The sequence below is a fragment of the Leisingera sp. ABD4_442 genome (genome assembly GCF_056160905.1).
The window spans coordinates 1-20,130 of sequence record NZ_JBSWYB010000046.1 but is presented as its reverse complement, the minus strand read 5'-3'; the positions used below and the strand labels follow the sequence as shown (position 1 = coordinate 20,130).

Below are 20,130 nucleotides of genomic sequence, written 5' to 3'. Positions count from 1 at the left end.
GGAAAACCGGCGTATTTCCGCTGGAACCCCGAAGGACAGCAGTGATGACGATGAGCCCCGAGCGCCTGCCCGCAGGCCAGCCTGTTTCGCCGCGCGCCGATGCGTTGGGCGGCAATGCCCTGGCGGCAGCCGCAATGATCACCTGGGCGGCCGGCTTTCCGGCTGCGGAGGTGCTGCTGCAGACCTGGCCGCCGGTGGTGCTGCTGGCGGCGCGGCTGGTGCTGGCGGCGGGCGGCATCCTGCTGTTGTGGGTGATGCGCGAGGGGGTGCAGGCGCTGCTGCGCGCGCCCTGGCGCAAGGGGCTGATGATCGGCTTCTTCGGCTTTGGCGCCAGCGCCTATCTGCTCATCCAGGCGCAGGTGCTGACCAATGCGGTCACAGCCGCGCTGATCTGCTCGGCGGCGCCGGTGATCGGCGGGGTAATCGAGATGCTGCAGGGTCAGCGGCGGCTGGGGGTGCGGTTTATGCTGGGGGCAGCGGCAACGGTGATTGGCGGCATCATCGCTACCAGTTCGCTCAGCGGTGCCGAGCTGGGGCTGGGGGCTGCTGCTGCGGCGGCGGCGATCACGCTTTACACCTGGGCAAGCTCCGCCGCGGTGCGGGCGCTGCCGGATCTATCGCCCTCGGGGCGCAGTGCCGTCACCATCTGCGGCGGGCTGCTGCTGGCCAGTGCGATGACAGCCTGCACGGCGCTATGGGGCGGGGAATGGCTGCCCCGGGCGCCGGTGAATGGCTACCAGCTGCAGATGCTGCTGATTTTCGGCCTGGTTTCGGTGATGCTGAGCCAGCTGCTGTGGCTGTCGTCGGTGGACCGGCTGGGGGTGGCGCTGGCGTCCTTCCACACCAACCTGGCGCCGTTTTACGTAATGATCCTGATGCTGTTCCTGGGCGAGAGCTGGGAGTGGCCGCAGGCCGTCGGCGCCGCCGTTGTGGGGCTGGGCGTTGTGGTTGCGCAGGACAAGCGGCCCAAGCTGGCGGAGACAGCGGGCGGCAGCCAGGCGTAAGCCAGCTCAAACCAGCAAGAAGCAACAGAATTGGTTTGAACGGTAAGCATTCGCCCGGGCGGGAGCGGAACGCGCCCGCCGTGGGGCGGGCGGACGCGTGCCTGCCGCTGGCGCGACAGGCAGAAAGGAACGTTATTCAATATCCAATTCGGCGGACGGAATCAGCGGAAAGAACGCGCCGCCGGACCAGACGCCGAACCAGTCGTCGTGATGGGCGCCAAGCTCAACCAGCCGGTAGAAGCTTTTGCGGTCGATGCGGGCCTCCAGCCCTGCGCGCACCATCACGTATGGAGAGGGTTCACCGCTCGCCGCATCGCGCTCCACCCGGATCGGGGTCTCCGGGCCTGCTGCGGCGGTGTCCTCGACATTGGTGGTGAAGGTGATGACCTGATCCCGGCCCACGCCTTCAGCATCGAAATCCACCGCAACAAAGGGCGCGTCCTCAACCGTGATGCCGACCTTTTCTACAGGGGTCACCAGGAAGTACTTGCCCTCCTCCAGCTTCAGGATCGAGGCGAACAGCTTGACCAGTTCGAACCGGTTGAACGGCGTGCCGAGGTAGTACCAGGCGCCGTCGCGGGCTATGCGGATGTCGAGGTCGCCGCAGAACGGCGGGTTCCACAGGTGGACGGGCGGCAGACCTTTGCCTTTTCCGGCCGCTTTCACCGACGCGGCGATGCCTTCGGCACCGGGTGTCACAGCTTTTTGTCCGCTCATTGCTTTTGCCATTTCCTGTCAGCACGATAGAGTAACAGCATATATCCTGGAAACGAGGAATGACATGCCTGAAACCGACGATCTGCTGGCCGGCATCGAGGCGCTGGAAGCCAAGCTGAAACAGGCCCGCGAGTCGATTACCAAGCGATTCATCGGCCAGGAGCGGGTGGTGGACCTGACGCTGTCGGTGCTCTTGTGCGGCGGCCACGGGCTGCTGATCGGCCTGCCCGGCCTGGGCAAGACCCGGCTGGTGGAGACCTTGAGCACCGTAATGGGGCTGGATGGCAGCCGGATTCAGTTCACGCCGGACCTGATGCCTGCGGATATTCTGGGCTCGGAAGTTCTGGACACCGCAGAGGACGGGCACCGCTCGTTCCGTTTTGTGCCGGGGCCGGTGTTCTGCCAATTGCTGATGGCGGATGAGATCAACCGGGCCAGCCCCAGGACGCAATCGGCGCTGCTGCAGGCGATGCAGGAGCGGCAGGTGACGGTGGCGGGTGAGGACCGCCCCTTGGGTGCGCCGTTCCATGTGCTGGCGACCCAGAACCCGATCGAGCAGGAGGGCACCTATCCGCTGCCGGAGGCGCAGCTGGACCGGTTCCTGCTGCAGATCGACGTGAATTACCCGGACCGCGCGACCGAGCGGGACATCTTGCTGGCGACCACTGGCGTTGAGGAAGACGCGGCCTATCAGGTGTTTACCGCCGCTGAGCTGATCGCGGCGCAGACCCTGCTGCGGCGGATGCCGGTGGGCGAGTCGGTTGTCGAGATGATCCTGGATTTGGTGCGCGCCTTCCGCCCGGATGAGCCGGGCGTGTCGGACCATGTGGCGCAGACCGTGGCCTGGGGGCCGGGACCGAGGGCGGCGCAGGCGCTGATGCTGGCGGTCAGGGCGCGGGCATTGCTGCAGGGGCGGCTGGCGCCCAACGCAGAGGACGTGCTGGACATGGCGAAACCGGTGCTGAGCCACCGGATGCAGCTGAATTTTGCCGCCCGGGCGCGGGGTGAGAGCCTGGCGGCGCTCATTGAAGAAACGGCGAGCGAACTGGCCCGGACCGGGGCCGCCGCGTGACAAGGCCTGCGGCCTCTGACGCTGCAACCGGATTGCGGCACCGGGCGGAGGCCGAGGCCAGCGCCCTGCCGCCCCTTTTGGTGCAGGCGCGGCATCTGGCGGGGTCCGTCCTGATGGGCGAGCATGGCCGCCGCCGGGCGGGCACGGGGGATGATTTCTGGCAGTACCGCCCGGCGCAGATGGGCGACAGCCGCCGAATGATCGACCACCGGCGCTCTGCTATGGGCGACGTGCAATATGTTCGCGAACGGGAATGGCAGATTGCCCAGACAGTGCATCTGTGGGTCGATACCGGTGCCTCGATGCGCTTTGCCTCCACGCCCAAGCTGCCGCAGAAGGCAGACCATGCGCGGCTGTTGGGCCTCGCGGCTGCCGTATTGATGGTGCAAGGCGGCGAGCGGGTGGGCCTGACTGGCGGCACGCTGCCGCCGCGGCGCGGAAATGTGCAGATCCTGCGGCTGGCAGAGGCGCTGTCCGATGACGATGCGGAGGATTACGCCCCGCCCGGCCACCGGGCGCTGATCCCGCATGCGCGGGCGCTGTTCATCTCAGACTTTCTGGGGCCTTATGAGCCGGTGGAACAGGCTCTGTCCAAGGCAGCCGCGCGCGGGGTGCGGGGCGTGCTGCTGCAGGTGCTGGACCCGGCAGAGGAGGCTTTTCCTTTTTCCGGCCGCACGCTGTTTCAGAGCATCGCGGGCGGTGTCACACATGAAACACTGAAGGCCTCTGCCCTGCAGGAGCGCTATCTGGACCGGCTGGCGGAACGGCGGGATGCGCTGGACCGGCTCTGCCGCGAAGCCGGCTGGCGGTTCGGGCAGCATCACACGGGCGATCCGGCGCAGGCGGCGCTGATGTGGCTTTACCATGCACTGGAACGGACCGCGCCATGACCATGATTGCAGGCATCGGTTTTACCGCACCCTGGCTTTTGCTGGGCTTGCTGGCGCTGCCGGTGCTGTGGCTGCTGCTGCGCGCCATTCCACCCGCGCCGAAGCGGCAGCCGTTCCCGGCGGTGACGCTGCTGTTGGGGCTTAGGGATGACGAGAGCCTATCCGACCGCACGCCGTGGTGGCTGCTGCTCTTGCGCCTGCTGGCGGTGGCGGCCGCGATCGTCGGCCTGGCAGGGCCGGTGCTGAATCCCGCAACCGAGGATGCGGGCGGCAGCGGGCCGCTGCTCATTGTGATGGACGCCAGCTGGGGCGGCGCGGCAGGCTGGAAACAGACCAGCGCCCAGGCCGCGGTGCAGCTGGACGAGGCCGGGCGGGCAGAACGCCCTGTGGCGGTGCTGCGCCTGAGCGCGCCGGAGGCCCTGCAATTCCGCGCCGCCAGCGACTGGCAGCGGCAATTGGCCGGGCTGGCGCCGCTGCCCTGGCAGCCGGGGCCGGAGCAAGTACAGCAGGCCTTGGCGGTGATCGGCGGCTCTGAGGGCGGGTTTGACACCGTCTGGTTCAGCGACGGTCTGACGTATCCGGGCCGCGAGAGCCTGATCGAGGCGCTGGGACAGCGCGGTGAGATTGAAGTTTTTGAACAGCCCCTGCCCGTCTTGGGCCTGATGCCCGCGGGCTATAGCGGCAGCGCGATTGAATTGACCGTGCAGCGCAGCCGCGGCGGGCCTGCGCAGGAGATCGCTGTGGTGGCGCAGGGCAAGGATCCGGGCGGCACCGAGCGCAGCCTGGCGTCGCTGCCGCTGCGGTTTGCGGATGGGGCGCGGGTGGCTTCGGCTGAACTGTCGCTGCCCGCCGAACTGCGCGCGCGGCTGTCGCGATTTGAGATCAGCGGCGTGAAATCGGCGGGCGCTGTGGCGCTGACGGACGACAGCCTGCGGCGGCGGGAGGTGGCGCTGGTCTCCTCTGCAAGTGCCGATGAGGGTCTCGCCCTCTTGTCGCCACTGCATTACTTGCGCCAGGCGCTGGCGCCCTCAGCCGAGCTGCTGGAAGGCGCGCTGCGGGACCTGCTGCCGGCCAATCCGGATGTGATCGTGCTGGCCGATGTGGCGCGCTTGGCGCCGGCACAGGAAGAGGCGGTCATTGAATGGGTGGAAAATGGCGGCCTTCTGCTGCGCTTTGCCGGGCCGCGGCTGGCGGCCAGCGATACTGCCCGCGCGGGCGAGGAGCCGCTGATGCCGGTCCGTCTGCGCATTGGCGGGCGCAGCATTGGCGGCGCCATGAGCTGGGGCGAGCCGAAGACGCTTGCGCCCTTTAGAGAAGGCTCGCCGTTCTACGGGCTGGAGGTGCCAAACGAGGTCTCGATCAGCTCGCAGGTGGTGGCGCAGCCGGACCCGGAGCTGGCGGAGCGGGTGATTGCGGAGCTGGCGGACGGCACGCCGCTGGTCACCCGCAAGACGCTGGGCCAAGGCCAGGTGGTGCTGTTCCACGTGACCGCCAATGCGGAGTGGAGCAGCCTGCCGTTGTCCGGTCTGTTCGTGTCGATGCTGGAGCGGCTGGCGGTGTCCTCCTCTGCAGCGCAGCCCAAGGCGGAGGACCTGGAAGGTACCACCTGGACACCGGTGGAGGTGCTGGACGGTTTCGGCCGCCTGGAAGCGGCGGAAACGCTGCCCGGCGTGGCAGGCCCGGATCTGGTGGCGGCGCCCGCGGGGCCGGAGCTGCGGCCCGGGGTCTATGACGGCGGGCGGCGGATGCTGGCGCGCAATGTGCTGCGCCCGGGTGATGAGCTGATGGCGGCGCGCTGGCCTGCCTCGGTCGCGGTCAGCGGCTATGGCGCGCCGCAGGAACTGCCGCTGGGCGGCGCGCTTCTGACGCTGGCGCTGGGGCTTCTGGCGCTGGATGTGCTGGGCACGCTGGCGGTTTCCGGCCTGCTGGGCCGCGCCCGCCTTGCGGCACTGGCGGCGGCGCTGGGGCTGGCGGCGCTGGTTCCGGCGCAAGAGCTGCGGGCGCAGGAAGCCCTTGCTCCCTCCCAAGAGCAGACACAGGCGGATCAGTTGGCGGCAGCGCTGGCGGCGGAACTGGTGCTGGCACATGTGCTGACCGGCGATGCGCAGGTGGACCGGGTTGCCGCGGCGGGGTTGCGCGGGCTGACGGACACGCTGTTCTTCCGCACCTCGGTCGAGCCGGCCGCGCCGGCGGCTGTCGATCTGGAGCGCGATGAACTGGCATTTTACCCGCTGCTCTACTGGCCCGTCACCCGCGATCAGCCGCTGCCGTCGTCAGAGGCTTACGGCAAGCTCAACACATACTTGCGGGCGGGCGGGATGATCCTGTTCGACACCCGCGATTCGGATCTGACGGCCTCCGGCGCGACCAGCCCGGCGGCGCGGCGGCTGCAGCAGATTGCGCTGCCGCTGGATATCCCGCCGCTGGAGGTGGTGCCGCAGGATCATGTTCTGACGCGCGCGTTTTACCTGATGCAGGCCTTTCCGGGCCGTCATGCCCGAGGCCCGGTCTGGGTCGAGGCGGCCCCGCCGGATGCGGAGCAGGCCGAGGGCATCCCTTTCCGCAACCTTAACGACGGGGTGACGCCGGTGGTGATCGGCGGCAACGACTGGGCCGCGGCCTGGGCGGTGGATGAAAACGGGCGGCCCTTGCTGCCCGTCGGGCGCGGCTATGCCGGGGAGCGGCAGCGGGAGCTGGCGTTCCGCTTCGGCGTCAACCTGGTGATGCATGTGCTGACCGGCAATTACAAATCCGACCAGGTGCATGTTCCGGCTTTGCTGGACCGGCTGGGACAATAGGAGCGTGAGATGACACAGACGATCCTGTTCGATCCGCTGGTGCCCTGGCCCGTGATCTGGACCGCAGGGGCAGTGACGTTTGCTGTCCTGCTGCTGGGGCTGTGGAAGGGGCTGTCCGGCTGGGCCTTGCGGGCGCTGGCCGCGCTGGTGCTTATGGCGGCCCTGTCAGGCCCAGTGCATCAGAGCGAGGACCGCGCACCGCTGAGCGACATCGTGATTGTGGCAGAGGACCAAACCGCCAGCCAGCAGCTGCGCGACAGGCCTGGGCAGATGGCACGCGCGCGCAGCCAGCTGAAGGCGGCGCTGGACGCCCGCCCAGGCACCGATGTGCGCTGGGTCACCGTGCCGGATGGCGAGGGCGACGAGGGTACACGGCTGATGACGGCGGTCGCGCAGGCGCTGGCGGATGAGCCGCGGGCACGGGTGGCGGGGATCATCGCCCTGTCTGACGGGCAAGTGCATGACGCCGGTCAGCCGGTGAACCTGCCCGCGCCGATGCATCTGCTGCTGACCGGCCGCGCGGACGATTGGGACCGCCGCCTGATCGTCAGGAACGCCCCCGGTTTTGCCATCATCGGCGAGCCGGTGAGGCTGACGCTCAGGATCGAGGATCAGGGCGCGGTGCCGGTTCAGGGCGGCTTTGCCGATCTGGATATCTCGGTCGGGGGCGATGAACCGCAGCGGTTCACCCTGCCGGTCGGCGTGGATTTCGAATTGCCGATGGTGCTGCAGCATGGCGGCCGCAACGTGATCCAGTTCTCAGTGCCGGAAGAGCCGGGTGAGCTGACCGCGCGCAACAACACCGCGCTGGTGCAGATCAACGGGGTGCGCGACCGGCTGCGGGTCTTGCTGGTATCCGGCGAGCCGCACGCGGGCGGGCGCACCTGGCGCAACCTGCTGAAATCCGACAGCGCGGTGGACCTGGTGCATTTCACCATCCTGCGGCCGCCGGAGAAGCAGGACGGGGTGCCGGTGGAGGAGCTGTCGCTGATTGCCTTCCCCACCCGCGAGCTGTTCCTGGAGAAGATCGAGGATTTTGACCTGATCATCTTTGACCGCTACAAGCGGCGCGGCATCCTGCCTGCGGTTTATCTGGACAATGTCGCCAACTACGCCATGGGCGGCGGTGCGGTGCTGGTGGCGGCCGGCCCCGATTTTGCCAGCGCTGACAGTATCTACCGCTCGCCGCTGTCGCTGATCCTGCCTGCGGAACCCTCAGCGCGGGTGCTGGAGGAAGCTTACCGCCCTGCGGTGACCGATCTGGGCAAGCAGCATCCTGTGACCTCGGGGCTGGAAGGGGCGGCAGATTGGGGCCGCTGGCTGCGTCAAATCGAACTGCGCACACCGGAGGGCCATGTGCTGATGAGCGGTGCAGGCGAGCGGCCCTTGCTGGTGCTGAACCGGGTCGGCGAGGGCCGTGTGGCCTTGCTGGCCTCGGACCATGCCTGGCTGTGGAGCCGCGGCTATGAGGGCGGCGGGCCGCAGCTGGAGCTGCTGCGCCGGCTGGCCCATTGGATGATGAAGGAGCCGGAGCTGGAGGAGGAGGCGCTTTGGGCCGAGGTGACAGGCCAGCGGATGCGTATCCTGCGCCGAACGCTGGCGGGACAGGTTGGCCCGGTGACAGTGACTGCACCCGATGGCTCCACCGTGGCGCTGGATCTGCGTCCGAGCGCGCCGGGCCAGTGGGAAACCCGCTATGAGGGGCCGGAACCGGGGCTGTACCGGCTGGAAGAGGGCGAGGAGAGCACAGTGGTGGGGCTTGGACCTGCGGCGCCGAAGGAATTCGAGGAAACCATTGCCACCGGGTCCATACTGGCACCGATGCTGGAACCTTTGCGCGGCGGCGTCTTGCGGCTGGAGGACGGGATGCCCGCCTTGCGCAGTGTGCGGCACGGGCGGCCCGCTTCGGGGCGCGGCTGGATCGGCCTGACACCGCGGGAGGCCTACGAGACGCTTTCCGTATCGCAAGGCCCGTTGCTGCCCGGCTGGCTGGCGCTGCTGCTGGCATCCTTCTTCATCGTCGCAGGCTGGCTGCGCGAGGGGCGGCGCTAGGCGGCTGCCGCAACCGGGGCGCTCCCGCCCATTCCCGGCTTCCTTGCGGAATCCGTCCTGGTTGGGCCAAGCGCCGCGCCAAAGGCGCGGCGCGGGTCGCTTCGGGCAATGCCCGAAGCGAAACACCTCGTCCCGCCGGCCTGCGGATTATTCTTTGAAGAACACTTCAACCGCCGGGTCGCCCGGCAGCCCATTGTAGGTAACGCTGACACCGCCCTTGGTCTTTTGCGGCGGGAACAGCGGGCCGAAGGAGCCGACTGAAATCATGTCGCCCGGTTTGAACTCCACACCTTTGGAGCGCAGCCACAGGGCAGCGTTGACCGGATTGCCCAGCACCGCCCGGCCCGGTGCCTGCACCAGCACGCTGCCGGCCGCGTCGCGCAGGGTGACCGACATCTCCTCCAGCATCCGGGCCATTGCTGCCGGGTCCTCTACAGGTACCGGTGTGCCTAGGACGCCGAGGCGGGTGCCAACACCCATCGCGGTGATGGTTTCCGGGGTGAAGGGCTGGCCCTTGGCAAGTGTCAGATCCGGCAATTCGATGAAGGGGCGGACGGCGGAGATATGGGCCAGCACCTCCGCTGGCGTTGTGGCGCTGTTAATGCCTGCATCTGCAACCACCAGCACAAGGTCGGCCTCAACCATTGGGATGGCGCCCCAAGGCGCGTCCAGCGTGGCGCCGTCTTCCAGCATCATGTTCTGATACAGCAGGCCCTGCACGGGTTCGGTGGCGCCGAAGCGGTCTTGCGCGGGTTTGCTGGTAAGGCCGGCCTTGTAGCCGATCACCGGACCCATATGCGGTTCCAGCGCGGTGGCGAGTTTGGCCTGCGAGCAGAGCGCATCCGCCATGCTGCCGCCGGGCGACAAAGCCCGGGCTGGGGTCTTGGCGATGTAGCTATCCACGAAGACGGCGATTTCGGCATCACTGGCGCAGGCGGCCATGGCTGCGGGAGCGGTGAGGGCAAGGGCGCAGACGGCAAGGAGGGGTTTCAGCATGAAAGGGCCTCGGGTAAATTTCGGGATCAATCGATGCGCAGGTTAACCCCGCCGGAGCGGCCGGCGCCATCGACAATCACCAGCGAGGAGAAGCCGGGGCCGGGGCTGGGCACGGAGAACTCGCGGCGGCGCTGGCCTGTGAGCACCGGCAGCCCGTTTGCCATGACCATGAACGGAGCGGTGCCGCCACGGAGTTTGAGGGTCAGGTCCGCGCCCTCCAGCATCAGCCGGGCGCCGTCGGGCGGGAAGATCAGTTCCGGCGCGTCAGCAGTTTCAGAGAATGCCGCGTCGCGCGGTCGGAAGCGCTGCAAGGGCGGCGGCAGGTCTGCGGAGCTGATGATCAGCGTGGCGGGCGGTGGCGGCGGCAGCGGGTCGAGCGCGGGTTTCAGCCGCCCGAAGGCCTCAAACAGCACTGGCGCGGCCAGATCGCCGCCGAAGATGCCCGGCACCGGCGTGCCGTCGGCGCGGCCCATCCAGACGCCGATCACGTGGCGCCCGTCCCATCCGATCGCCCAGGCGTCGCGGTGGCCGTAGGAGGTGCCGGTCTTATAGGCAATGGTGCCGGCGCGCGCGCCAGCTGGCACCGGCAGCCCGCGCAGGATGTCGGCCACTTGCCAGGCGGCCTCGGGTGAGGTCAGACGGCCCGCGGGCTGGGGTGTCTCGCCCTGCATCACCCGCAGTTGCGGCCCCTGCCCGCCTGCCGCCAGCCCGGCATAAAGCTGCACCATGTCCTGCAGGCTGATGCCGAGGCCACCGAGTGACAGCGCCAGCCCCGGCGCGCCGCCGGGCAGTTCCGGCCTGGCGCCGCTGGCGCGCAAGGACGCCATCACCCGGGCCGGGCCAAGCTCTTGCGTCAGTTTCACCACGGGGATGTTGAGGGACAGCTGCAGCGCCTCGCGCACGGTTATGTCGCCGCGGAATTCGCCGTCAAAATTCTGCGGCGCGTAGCCTGCGAAATTGACCGGGCCGTCGTGGATCAGGGTTTCCGGATGCGCCAGCCCCTGATCAAAGGCGAGGCCGTAGATCAGCGGTTTCAGGGTGGAGCCGGGGGAGCGGATCGCCTGGGTCATGTCGACGAAGCCGCGGCGGGTGGCGTCGGAATAGCCGGGGGAGCCAACCATCGCCAGCACCTCGCCGGTCTGGTGGTCGGCTGTGATGAGGGCGGCGGAGAGGCGCGGGCTGGTGCGGGCGGCCTCTTTCAGCAGGGTTTCCAACCGAAATTGCACCGCGCTGTCGAGGGTCAGGCGCAGCTGGTGCTTGCCAGGGTGCTGGGCTGCCACCCGGTCCGCCAGATGCGGCGCGAGCCGCGGGAAGGCGGCCATCTGGTGCGGCAGCGGGGTGCGGCGGGCGGCTTCAGTTTGTTCGTTGGTCAGGAGGCCCTGGCGCTGCATGCGCTCCAGCACCCGGTCGCGGGCCTCGCTGGCGGCCTTCGGGAAACGGTCGGGGCGGCGGCGTTCGGGCGATTGCGGCAAGGCGACCAGCAGCGCGGCCTCCGCTGGTGTCAGGCGTTTCGGCTCCTTGCCGAACCAGCTGTAAGTGGCCGCCCGGATGCCTTCTGCCGCACCGCCATAGGGGGCGTGGGTCAGGTAGAGGGTGAGGATTTCGTCCTTGCTGAGGCGGCGTTCCAGCGCCAGCGCCACCCGAATCTGGCGCAGCTTGCCGGACCAGCGGCCGGTGGTGCCGTCCTCCAGGAGGCGCGCGACCTGCATGGTGAGGGTGGAGCCGCCGGAGACTGTTCTGCCGTTCCACAGCGCCTGGCCCGCAGCGCGCAGGAGGGCGACGGGATCGACGCCGGCGTGGGAGCGGAAGCGTTTGTCCTCGTAGCGCAGGAGCATCTGCAGGAAGCGCGGATCGACATCGGCAGGTGTGACGGCGAGGCGCCAGAGGCCGTCATCCACGGGGTAGGCGCGCAAGAGCTTGCCGTTGCGGTCAAGGACTTCGGTGGAGGTTTCAGAGAGGGTGAGGGGGAGGTTTGTGCGGTCAATCCAGGTGTCGAAGGCGCGGTAAGTTGCGAAGGCCGACATAAGAAATACCACCAATATGGCGGTGTACCATTTCCATCTTTTGCCTGGCAGATAGGCCGCGCATTGCCCGTCCGCCCCCGTCACGCCGGAGGCGTGCTTGCAGCACGACGGCGGGCGATACTCGCCCACCCGCGGACGGGCAATGCCCTTAGTTCTGTTGAACAGGCGTTTCACCTGACCTCCACACGCCCGGTGCCGGTCCGCGCGCGGTACGCCGGGCGGTACATGTCCTCAACCGACGCCGCCGGGTGGTGGAACACGCCGGGCGTTACCGCGCGGACCACATAGGCCAGAGTCACCGGAGAGGCATCGCGCACGTTCACCGCCGCCAGGAAGCGGTCGCTGCGGAACTCGGCGTGTTCGGCCGTGGCCGGCTTCAGCCAGTCGAGATCGCGCAGATCGCCGGAGCGCAGCAGGTTGGGGTTGTCGATCTCAAACCCCGCAGGCAGCGGATCGTTGATCATCAGCCTTGCACCGGTCTTCTCATGCGGCTTCACCCGCAGGACCGCCACGAACCGCGCGCCTGCTGCAACGGACTGCGCATCCAGCGGCTGGCCCTCCAGCGTGTAGTAGCTGCGCTCAATCGTGTAGCCGAAGCCGCCCGCGGCGGGCGGGACCTCGGGCACGCCAAGCGTGGTGAGGGTGATTTCTACCGTCCGGCCATTGGCGGCGGTGAGCGCCAGTTCCGGCATGTCCTGCCCGTCTGCGCCCTCAACAAACGGGCCTTGGATCGGCTGGCCATTGACCAGTAAGCCAGAGTCCTCGGGGTTTTGCGTGAGCGCGTGGGCAGCCATCAGTGTCCAGGCGGACTCTTGGGTGGAGAGGGTGCCGGATGCGTTCGAGAGCCGAGCCGACAGGCTGACGCGATCCACCGCCTCAGACCCCGCTTCCGCTGCCAGCGCCAGAACACCGGCGGTGTCGCGCAGCCTTGTGCCGAAGTCGGCGCGCCAGAGGCGGGCCTCGCCTTGCGCCTCAGCACCAATCATCTGCGCGGCGCGGGCGAACATCCGGTCAGCCCGGCGCTGGTCGCCATAGGCGGCAAGCGCGGCACCTAGCTGGGCGGCGGCAAGGGGTGTGGCGAAACCCTCACCCTTCACATCCGCATAATAGCGCAGGACGCCCATCTGGGCCGCGCCTTCGCGGGCCAGCACCAGGAGGGCATAGGCGATCTCCTCGCCGCCTGTGTCGAAATCCGGGGCGTAGTTGATGCGGTTGCGCAGATTGTCCATCGCCTGGGCAAAGGCCTGCTGCGGAACCGCGTAGCCTTGGGCACGGGCGCGGCTGAGGAAGTCGCTCGCATAGGCATCAAGCCAGAACTCACCGCTGTCGGCGCGCCAGAGGCCAAAGGCTCCGGAGGGGGCCTGGCGGGTCAGCACCTGGCGGATGGCGGCGTTGACGCGCGCATCCACCGCCGGGCCGTCGCCCAGCCCCGCCGCCTGCGCGACAGAGCTGAGGTAGAGGAGCGGCAGCGCCTTGGAAGTGACCTGCTCAGTGCAGCCGTAGGGGTACTGGTCCAGTTCCGCCAGCAGGCCCGGCACGTCGAACTTGGCAAGCGGGCCGGAGGAGATGGTGGCACGGGCGGTGCCGGGGCGCAGGCCGGTGAAGACGTCCTTGCTGAACAGGAAAGTGTCGCCAGCTGCCAGAGTGAAACGGCGGGTCTGGGACGTCACCGGATCATTGGCACGGACCGGCATCCGCAGGGTCTGGCGCAGTTCCTGTCCGTCCGGGGTGGTGAGGGCCAGGATCAGTTCGTGGTCGCCCACGGTTTCAGCCGTGACTGGGAGTTCGAGCACTGTCTTGCCCTGCTCCGCCAGAGTGACGGAGGCGGGCAGGCTGCCCAGTGTCAGGCCGCCTGCGGTGCCGGCGCTGAGGGCCATCTCACCGGCGGGGCCGTCGGCGTGGACGATTTCAATGCGGGCGCGGCTTTCATCGCCCGGCGCCAGGAAGCGCGGCAGCGAGGCGGTGACCACCACAGGATCGCGCACCAGCATGTCGGCCTCTGCCTGTCCCAAGGCCTTGCCCGACCAGGCCACCGCCATCAGCCGCACGGTACCGTTGAAGGCGGGCAGCGTCAGGGGGAATTCAGCCTCGCCATTGGCGTCCACCTGCAAGGGGCCGGAGAACAGCGCCACCAGGTCCTGCGTCGGCGGCGGCGATTGCATCTTCATGCCGCTGTCCGCGTCGCCGCCGGAGCGGATGCGGCCCATCGCACCGTTGCCGGGGTCAATGAGGCGGCCATAAACGTCGCGCAGCTCCACGCCTAAACGGCGCTGGCCGTAGTAATGCGCGCTGGGATCGGGGCTGGTGAAGCCAGTGAGGTTGAGGATGCCGAGGTCGACGGCGGCCACGGTCAGCCAGACCTCCTCGCCCTCCGCCGCGCCATTCACACGGATTTTTGCCACTTGCGTGCCGCGCGGGCGGACTACCTCAGGGACGTCAATCGCGAACTGCAGCTGCTGGCCGGGCTGGGTGACGCTGGCGTGGGCCAGGCCCAGGGCGCGCAGGGGTGTGCGGCCACGGTCGCCTGCCACCGGCTGGATCACGGTAGCCGTCACATAGGCGCCGCTGCCCCAATCCTTCGTCACCTGCAGCGGGATCACGGTTTCGCCGGCCGGGACCTCCACTGCCATACGGTGGATCAGGTGGTTGGAGACCACCGAAACCAGCGCGGTGCCGGCTGCTTGCGGCACAATGCGCAGGCGGGCGGTGTCGCCGGGGGCGTAGCTTTCGCGGTCCAGCGACAGGTCCAGCCGGGCGGGGGTTTCGGTGCTGCCTTCAGGCGCGTACCAGCCGGCATAGAAGTCATAGGCGGCAGAGGCATAAGCGCCGTCGAGACGCTCGACCACTAGTTCATAACGGCCCCAATCGACGGGCTGCGACAGCGGCAGCGGGTCGCTGCCCAGCTGCGCCTCGCCAGTGGCGATGCGGGTGCGGCGGGTGATGGGCTCCCAGTTCCAATTGCCGTAGAGCTGATACCATTGGTAGCGGGTCTCGACCCGGTTCAGTGTCCATTTCACGCGCATCGGCATCGGGGTCAGGTCCGGGGCCAGGGCGATGAGTTCGAAGCCTGCCTCAGAGCCTTCTGCCGCGACCTCGTCAAACATGGGTTTGATGCCAAGGACCGGACCAGCGGGGCGGACCGGCAGCTCCAGTGAGCGTTCCACGGGGCGGGCGGCACCATCGGCAACGCGGGTGGTGAGGGTTGCCAGCAGAGGCTTGCCCTCTGCGGGGGTCGCGGCGGGGAGGCTGGCCGGAAAAGTCGCACTGCCGTCGGCTCCGGTCTCCTGGCCGCCGAAATATTCGGTTTGGGCAGAAGACACCTCATCATAGCGGCCAAAGCGGAAGCCGGGCCATTGCTCCAGTGTGTTTGCGGCGGTGAGGCGGAGGCTGCCCTCTACCTTCAGGCCCGCGCCGGGAGCGCCGAACAGGTAATCGGCTTGCAGATCAATCTTGGCTGCGCCGCCGGGCTGGAGGCTGTCGGCATTCGTAACCTCCTGTTCAAAGTCGATGCGTTCGGGCAGGAAATCCTCGACCAGGATCTGGCGACTGGCCAGCGCGGGGGCCTTGAGGTCGCTCTTGATCTCGATCCGCCAGGTGCCGCGCGGGGCGGCGGGGCCGGTGGCGAGGGCAAAGACATGGCCGCCCTGATGGCCAGCGGCGGAGGTCTGGCGGGTATATTCCACGCCGTCCGGGCGCAACAAGATCGCGGTGAGCGGCAGGCCATCGATGGCTTGTGCGTTGCTGTCCCGGGCCAGCGCGGTAACATGCACGGTTTCACCGGCGCGAAAGGCGCCGCGGGTGGTTGCGAGGAACACATCAACCGGCCCCGGTGCGGGACGGCCCGAAACGCCGCGGTCCGACAAATCAAAGGCGGCGTCATTGAGGGGCAGGAAGGTGAAATCGCCCTCCCCCGCCCATGCGGTGATCAGCGCCGGCGCCGCGCCGCCAGTGCCGCGGGTCAGGCCGGGGGCGAAATGCACATAGCCGCTGGCGTCACTGGTCTGGGTTGCCAGCACCTCGTTGGCGGCGGAGATCAAGCTGATCTCGGCATCTGCCCGCGGTTTGGCATCAGCCAAGCCCTGCACATGCACATGCAGGCCATCACTGCCGGACATGGTGGAAAGGCCCAGGGAGGTCAGCACGAACCACTGGGTGGCGTCGGCATCGTCGTAGGGGTCAGCCCCCGGCACCCGGGCGGTCAACGCGTAAAGACCTGGTTTCTGCCCGGTTAGGGCCTGATCCAGCGGCAGGCGGCTGGTCATTTCCTGATTGATAGCGGTGTCCACATCGGCGCTGCCGGTCCAGATTTCTTCGGCAATATCCGCGGCGAAATGCTTGTCCTCCCAATGGGAGAGCGGCTTGGCGAAGTACCCCTCCTGCAGGGTGCGCAGCACGTTGCGGCTGCTGACCCGGCGCAGCCGCAGGTCGAGGGCGGTGAGGTTCACGGTTTCCACCGGCAGCGCCGCCGCGCCGCCCGCGGGCAGCACATAGGCACGGCCCGGGAAGCGGACCTTGGGCGCACGGTCGCGCACGTAGTGGGTCAGCTCAACGTCCTTATAGAGCTGCTCGCCGCTGGCGGCGGGCAGGCCGCGGCGCAGGGTGATACGGTAGCGCTTGCCGTGCTCCACCCCGTCAAGGCAGAGCTGGCGGCCCTGGGCGGTGACGGCGAGACTGGCCTCGGGCAGGCGCACGTAATTTTCGTAATCGGTGCCGGCCTGTTCCAAATCCTCAGAGAACTCGGCGCAGATGCGCGGTGCGGCGCTGTCGCTTTCCACCGTGCTGGAGGTGATGCGGAAGCCGTATTTGCGGATCGCATAATTCAGCAGTTCGGCATTGGCCTTGAGCGGGATGATCTCCTCCGCCAGATGCAGGAGCGGCAGCATGTCCCGCCCGCGGCCCAGTGTTTCCACCGCCTCTGCCGCCTGGCGCAGCGCCTGGGCCTGGTCTTCGGGCGCCGCAGCCCGCAAATAGCCGTTCAGCGCCGCCAGCTGGCCCCGCTGCCGGTAGCGGCGCTGCTGGCTGCGGTTGCCGGTCTCTTGCGCGGCCCGCAGGAAATAGTCCGACAAACGGGTCCAATCCTGCGCCGAATCGCTCAGCACCGCGGCCTGTGCCATCCAGCGCAGCGCTGCCAGCGGCTCACCCGAGCGGCGCAGCGACCGGGCAAAGGCAAACGCCTCTGCCGCATCACGGGTAGCGAGCGGATAATCCAGCCCCAGATCCCGCGCCAGATCTGCCGCGCCCGCCAGATGCTGGCGGGCAGCAGGCCCAAGCCGCGCAGCGCGGGCAGCGGCAGCAGCGGCGACACCGGCCGGAACTGCCTGTTTCTGCGCCGATATTGCGCCGTCATAGGGGCTGGATTGCTGCAGGTCCGTTTTGGGGAAACAGGCATTGGCCCGCTGGTTGAACACAAAACCTGCGCAATCGGCCTGTGCCGAACAGGCCCGCGCGCAGGAGGCCATGTCTGTGTCGAACAACGGCTGCAGGTCAGACCCGAAAAAATCGGTGTTGGCAAAACTCTGATAACGGAATCCCGGCACCTCCGGCCCGGCCCAGGCAGCGGGGCGGATCGTTAAAATAGCAAGGCAGATAATGAAAATTGCAGAAAACAGACGCGGCATGACACCCTCCAAAACTGGAGGCAGGCTGGCACGGGCTTAACGCCATAGCAAGATTCACCCGCGTAACACTTTACAGGCAGCCTGCTGCAATCGGTGCGTGAAGATTGCTGCGGGCCGAACGTATTTTGATTTGCCGGAGTTTGCAGGGATGAGCCTTGCCAACAAATTAGCGGAAGAAAGGCGCGCCCGTCTGGCCGCCGAACGCCTGCTTGAGCTGAAGCAGGCCGAGCTGTCCGCTGCCAACCGCAAACTGGGACGCCACGCGCTGGCGCTGACCAAGCAGATCGGCCAGACCCAGGCAGAGGTCGCAACCGTCCGCGACGAAAACGCCAAGGTGAAATCCGACCTCCATACGGCAAACGAAAAGATTGAAACGGCAGAGCGGCGGCTGTGGCATTCGATCCAGGCCTTTCAGGACGGCTTTGCCTTCTTTGATGCCGACAGCAAGCTGATCGGCGCCAATACCGCCTATCTCAATATCTTTGACGGGTTGGAGGAGGTCTCGCCCGGGATTTCCTATGTGCGCATCCTGCAGCTGCTGACCGATGAAGGGCTGATCAACACCGGCGAGATGGCGCCGGACGCCTGGCGCACGATGATGAATGAGCGCTGGCTGTCGCCGGCCCCGGCGCCGGTTGTGGTCCAGCTTTGGGATGAGCGCTATCTGCGGCTGATCGATCAGCGCGGCCATGGCGGCGATATGGTGACGCTGGCGCTCGATATCACCTCGACCGTGCGCTATGAAAAGGAACTGCGTGCCGCCCGCGCCCGGGCCGAGGCCGCCAACCGGGCCAAGTCCGCCTTTCTCGCCAATATGAGCCATGAGATCCGCACCCCGATGAACGGGGTGGTGGGCATGGCCGAACTGCTGAATGACACCGAACTGGACGAGGAACAGCGGCTGTATGCCAGCACGATCAAGAACTCCGGCGAGGCGCTGCTGGTCATCATCAATGACGTTCTGGATTATTCCAAGATCGAGGCCGACAAGCTGGAGCTGCACCCCGAACCCTTCGACCTGGAGCGCAGCCTGCACGAGGTGGTGATGCTGCTGCAGCCGACGGCCCGGGACAAGGGGCTGGCACTGTTGGTCGATTACGACCTGTTCCTGCCGACACGCTTTACCGGCGACCCGGGGCGTATCCGCCAGGTGCTGACCAACCTGGCAGGCAATGCGGTCAAGTTCACGAAGGAGGGCCATGTGACCCTGCGGGTGACCGGCATTTCCTCGCCCGAGGACAGGCAGTGCTCGGTGCATATCTCGATTGAGGACACCGGCATTGGCATACCGGCCGAGAAAATCGAACACGTCTTTGGCGAGTTCAATCAGGTTGAGGATGAGCGCAACCGCAAGTTTGAGGGCACCGGGCTGGGGCTGGCGATCTCCAAGCGGCTGATCGAGATGATGGGCGGCGAGATCTGGGTCGACAGCGAAGAAGGCCAAGGCTCCTGCTTCGGCTTCCGTCTGCCGCTGCCGATCGAGGGGCCGGAAGATCTGGCCTTGCCGAAGCTGCCCGGCTCGCTGCGGCATGTGCTTCTGGTGGACGATGTGCCGCTGAACTGCGAGATCCTGCAAAAGCATCTGCTGATGCTGGGCATCCATGTGACCACTGCCGAGACCGCGGCCGCGGCGATGGCAGCGATACAGGACAGCATCGATCTGGTGATCAGCGGCCACAACCTGCCCGCGCTGGACGGGGTGCAGCTGGCCCGCGATCTGAAGGCCGGGTCCTGGGGCGGGGTTCCGGTGCTGCTGCTGAATTCCAGCCCGCAGGCCGCCAACGACCCGGAGATCCGCGCCCTGGTGAATGGGGTGCTGCAGACCCCGGCGCCGCGCGACGAACTGTTCAGCCAGCTGGCCAAACTGGCCGGCGGGCCGGAGCGCAGCGGGCCGGGGGCCGCGGCACCCGGTGCCGGGGCAGAGCCTTCTGCAGCGGCGGAACCGCCGCCTGTGCTGCCTTCTGCAGAGGCGGAAGCGGATGCCCGGCCCCAGGCCGTTGCACCCGCGGCAGTTGCAGCACAACCTGCTGAGAGCCTGGCGGCCGTGCCGCCGGCAGCTCTGGCGCAACGCCGGATGCGGGTGCTGGCAGCTGAGGACAACAAGACCAACCAGCTGGTGTTCCGCAAAATGGTGAAAGAGCTGAACATCGATCTGAAGTTTGCAAACAACGGGCTGGAGGCGGTCGAGGCGTTCCGGACCTTTAACCCGGACCTGATCTTCATGGATATTTCCATGCCTATGATGGACGGCAAGCAGGCCACCGCCGAGATCCGCAAGCTGGAGGCCGGGACCGGCGGCCATGTCCCGGTTGTGGCGCTGACTGCCCATGCCATGGCCGGGGATTCGGACGGGATCCTGGCGGCCGGGCTGGACCATTACCTGACCAAGCCGCTGCGCAAGGCGCTGATCCATGAAAAGATCCGCTCCTGCCTGCCTGCTGATACCCAGGCCCTGGACCTTGGCAGCGCGCCAATCCAGGCGGCGGTGCCCGGCAACGGCTGAGCGGCTGAGCGGCTGAGCGGCTGAAAACATCCCTTGCAGGTATTTGCCCGGATGCAAACAGCTGCAGCAGCCGAAGGGCAGAGCCCAGCCATCCTGCGGACGTGCGAACCGTTTCAGGGCAGCGGCTTTGACCGCTTGGAATTGACACCGCCAGTCCCGGCGCGCTCCCCCCCTGTCTTACAGCTGTTCGCGCAACAGCGGTGCAGGATGAATGGATCCTGACCCTAACCCATTGCGCAAGGCGGACCGCGCTCTCCCGCACATCCGGCACGCTGACCCGGGCGGAGCGCTCCCGCGCCCACGGGCGCACCGGCTGCGCCGGTGACGCCCTTATGCGGCCTTGGGGGGGGGGGGGGGGGGGGGGGGGGGGGGTGGGGGGGGCGTAGGGAAAGAAAGGGACTGTGTTGTATTTCTTGGTATGAAGGGTGGTGGCGACCCCATTCCTTTTTTTTTCTT

General features: G+C 67.6%; 10 protein-coding genes. 6 read left to right on the top strand and 4 right to left on the bottom strand.

Features of this window, described 5'->3' with window-relative positions; translation table 11 throughout:
- The first annotated feature begins 44 nt into the window (after positions 1-44).
- Positions 45-1,004 (top strand): DMT family transporter, encoded by a 960-nt coding sequence (locus ACXAHG_RS21390; protein WP_475039831.1) that lies wholly within the window; start codon positions 45-47, stop codon positions 1,002-1,004.
- 132 nt (positions 1,005-1,136) lie between these two features.
- Here ACXAHG_RS21390 and ACXAHG_RS21385 read toward each other — a convergent pair whose 3' ends face one another.
- Complete coding sequence (locus ACXAHG_RS21385; RefSeq protein WP_475039833.1) at positions 1,137-1,721, bottom strand: DUF1285 domain-containing protein; 585 nt, start codon at positions 1,719-1,721, stop codon at positions 1,137-1,139.
- A gap of 64 nt (positions 1,722-1,785) precedes the next feature.
- On the opposite strand from ACXAHG_RS21385, the gene ACXAHG_RS21380 reads away from it, so the two are divergent.
- Genes ACXAHG_RS21380 through ACXAHG_RS21365 form a run of 4 tightly spaced genes read left to right on the top strand, consistent with a single transcriptional unit; the run spans position 1,786 to position 8,533 of the window.
- Complete coding sequence (locus tag ACXAHG_RS21380; protein WP_475060577.1) at positions 1,786-2,793, top strand: AAA family ATPase; 1,008 nt, start codon at positions 1,786-1,788, stop codon at positions 2,791-2,793.
- Positions 2,790-3,683 (top strand): DUF58 domain-containing protein, encoded by an 894-nt coding sequence (locus ACXAHG_RS21375; RefSeq protein ID WP_475039837.1) that lies wholly within the window; start codon positions 2,790-2,792, stop codon positions 3,681-3,683. Before ACXAHG_RS21380 ends, ACXAHG_RS21375 begins: the two co-directional genes overlap by 4 nt.
- Positions 3,680-6,481, top strand: a complete 2,802-nt coding sequence (locus ACXAHG_RS21370; RefSeq protein ID WP_475060575.1) for a DUF4159 domain-containing protein — start codon at positions 3,680-3,682, stop codon at positions 6,479-6,481. Before ACXAHG_RS21375 ends, ACXAHG_RS21370 begins: the two co-directional genes overlap by 4 nt.
- Before the next feature lie 9 nt (positions 6,482-6,490).
- Positions 6,491-8,533, top strand: a complete 2,043-nt coding sequence (locus ACXAHG_RS21365; RefSeq protein ID WP_475060572.1) for a hypothetical protein — start codon at positions 6,491-6,493, stop codon at positions 8,531-8,533.
- Between the two features lie 147 nt (positions 8,534-8,680).
- Here the strand turns inward: ACXAHG_RS21365 and ACXAHG_RS21360 are convergent, their stop codons facing one another.
- The 3 genes from ACXAHG_RS21360 to ACXAHG_RS21350 all read right to left on the bottom strand — a co-directional run bounded on the left by ACXAHG_RS21360 (position 8,681) and on the right by ACXAHG_RS21350 (position 17,171).
- The gene (locus tag ACXAHG_RS21360; protein ID WP_475039842.1) at positions 8,681-9,529 is read right to left on the bottom strand and encodes a 2-keto-4-pentenoate hydratase; all 849 of its coding nucleotides are present in this window, start codon (positions 9,527-9,529) and stop codon (positions 8,681-8,683) included.
- Positions 9,530-9,555: 26 nt separating this feature from the next.
- Positions 9,556-11,553: a penicillin-binding protein 1C gene (gene pbpC, locus ACXAHG_RS21355; RefSeq protein ID WP_475060590.1), complete on the bottom strand. Its 1,998-nt coding sequence runs from the start codon at positions 11,551-11,553 to the stop codon at positions 9,556-9,558.
- Positions 11,554-11,723: 170 nt separating this feature from the next.
- The gene (locus ACXAHG_RS21350; protein WP_475060569.1) at positions 11,724-17,171 is read right to left on the bottom strand and encodes an alpha-2-macroglobulin family protein; all 5,448 of its coding nucleotides are present in this window, start codon (positions 17,169-17,171) and stop codon (positions 11,724-11,726) included.
- Positions 17,172-17,319: 148 nt separating this feature from the next.
- Here ACXAHG_RS21350 and ACXAHG_RS21345 point away from each other — a divergent pair, with 148 nt between their 5' ends.
- Entirely contained in the window at positions 17,320-19,674 is a 2,355-nt protein-coding gene (locus ACXAHG_RS21345; RefSeq protein ID WP_475060566.1) for a response regulator, read from the top strand.
- Positions 19,675-20,130: the final 456 nt, after the last annotated feature.

Excerpts from the sequence above, each read along its gene's own strand:
- ACXAHG_RS21390 (WP_475039831.1), top strand. The coding sequence starts at position 45 with ATGACGATGAGCCCCGAGCGCCTGCCCGCAGGCCAGCCTGTTTCGCCG.
- ACXAHG_RS21385 (WP_475039833.1), bottom strand. The coding sequence starts at position 1,721 with ATGAGCGGACAAAAAGCTGTGACACCCGGTGCCGAAGGCATCGCCGCG.
- ACXAHG_RS21380 (WP_475060577.1), top strand. The coding sequence starts at position 1,786 with ATGCCTGAAACCGACGATCTGCTGGCCGGCATCGAGGCGCTGGAAGCC.
- ACXAHG_RS21370 (WP_475060575.1), top strand. The coding sequence starts at position 3,680 with ATGACCATGATTGCAGGCATCGGTTTTACCGCACCCTGGCTTTTGCTG.
- ACXAHG_RS21365 (WP_475060572.1), top strand. The coding sequence starts at position 6,491 with ATGACACAGACGATCCTGTTCGATCCGCTGGTGCCCTGGCCCGTGATC.
- ACXAHG_RS21360 (WP_475039842.1), bottom strand. The coding sequence starts at position 9,529 with ATGCTGAAACCCCTCCTTGCCGTCTGCGCCCTTGCCCTCACCGCTCCC.
- pbpC (WP_475060590.1), bottom strand. The coding sequence starts at position 11,553 with ATGTCGGCCTTCGCAACTTACCGCGCCTTCGACACCTGGATTGACCGC.
- ACXAHG_RS21350 (WP_475060569.1), bottom strand. The coding sequence starts at position 17,171 with ATGCCGCGTCTGTTTTCTGCAATTTTCATTATCTGCCTTGCTATTTTA.
- ACXAHG_RS21345 (WP_475060566.1), top strand. The coding sequence starts at position 17,320 with ATGAGCCTTGCCAACAAATTAGCGGAAGAAAGGCGCGCCCGTCTGGCC.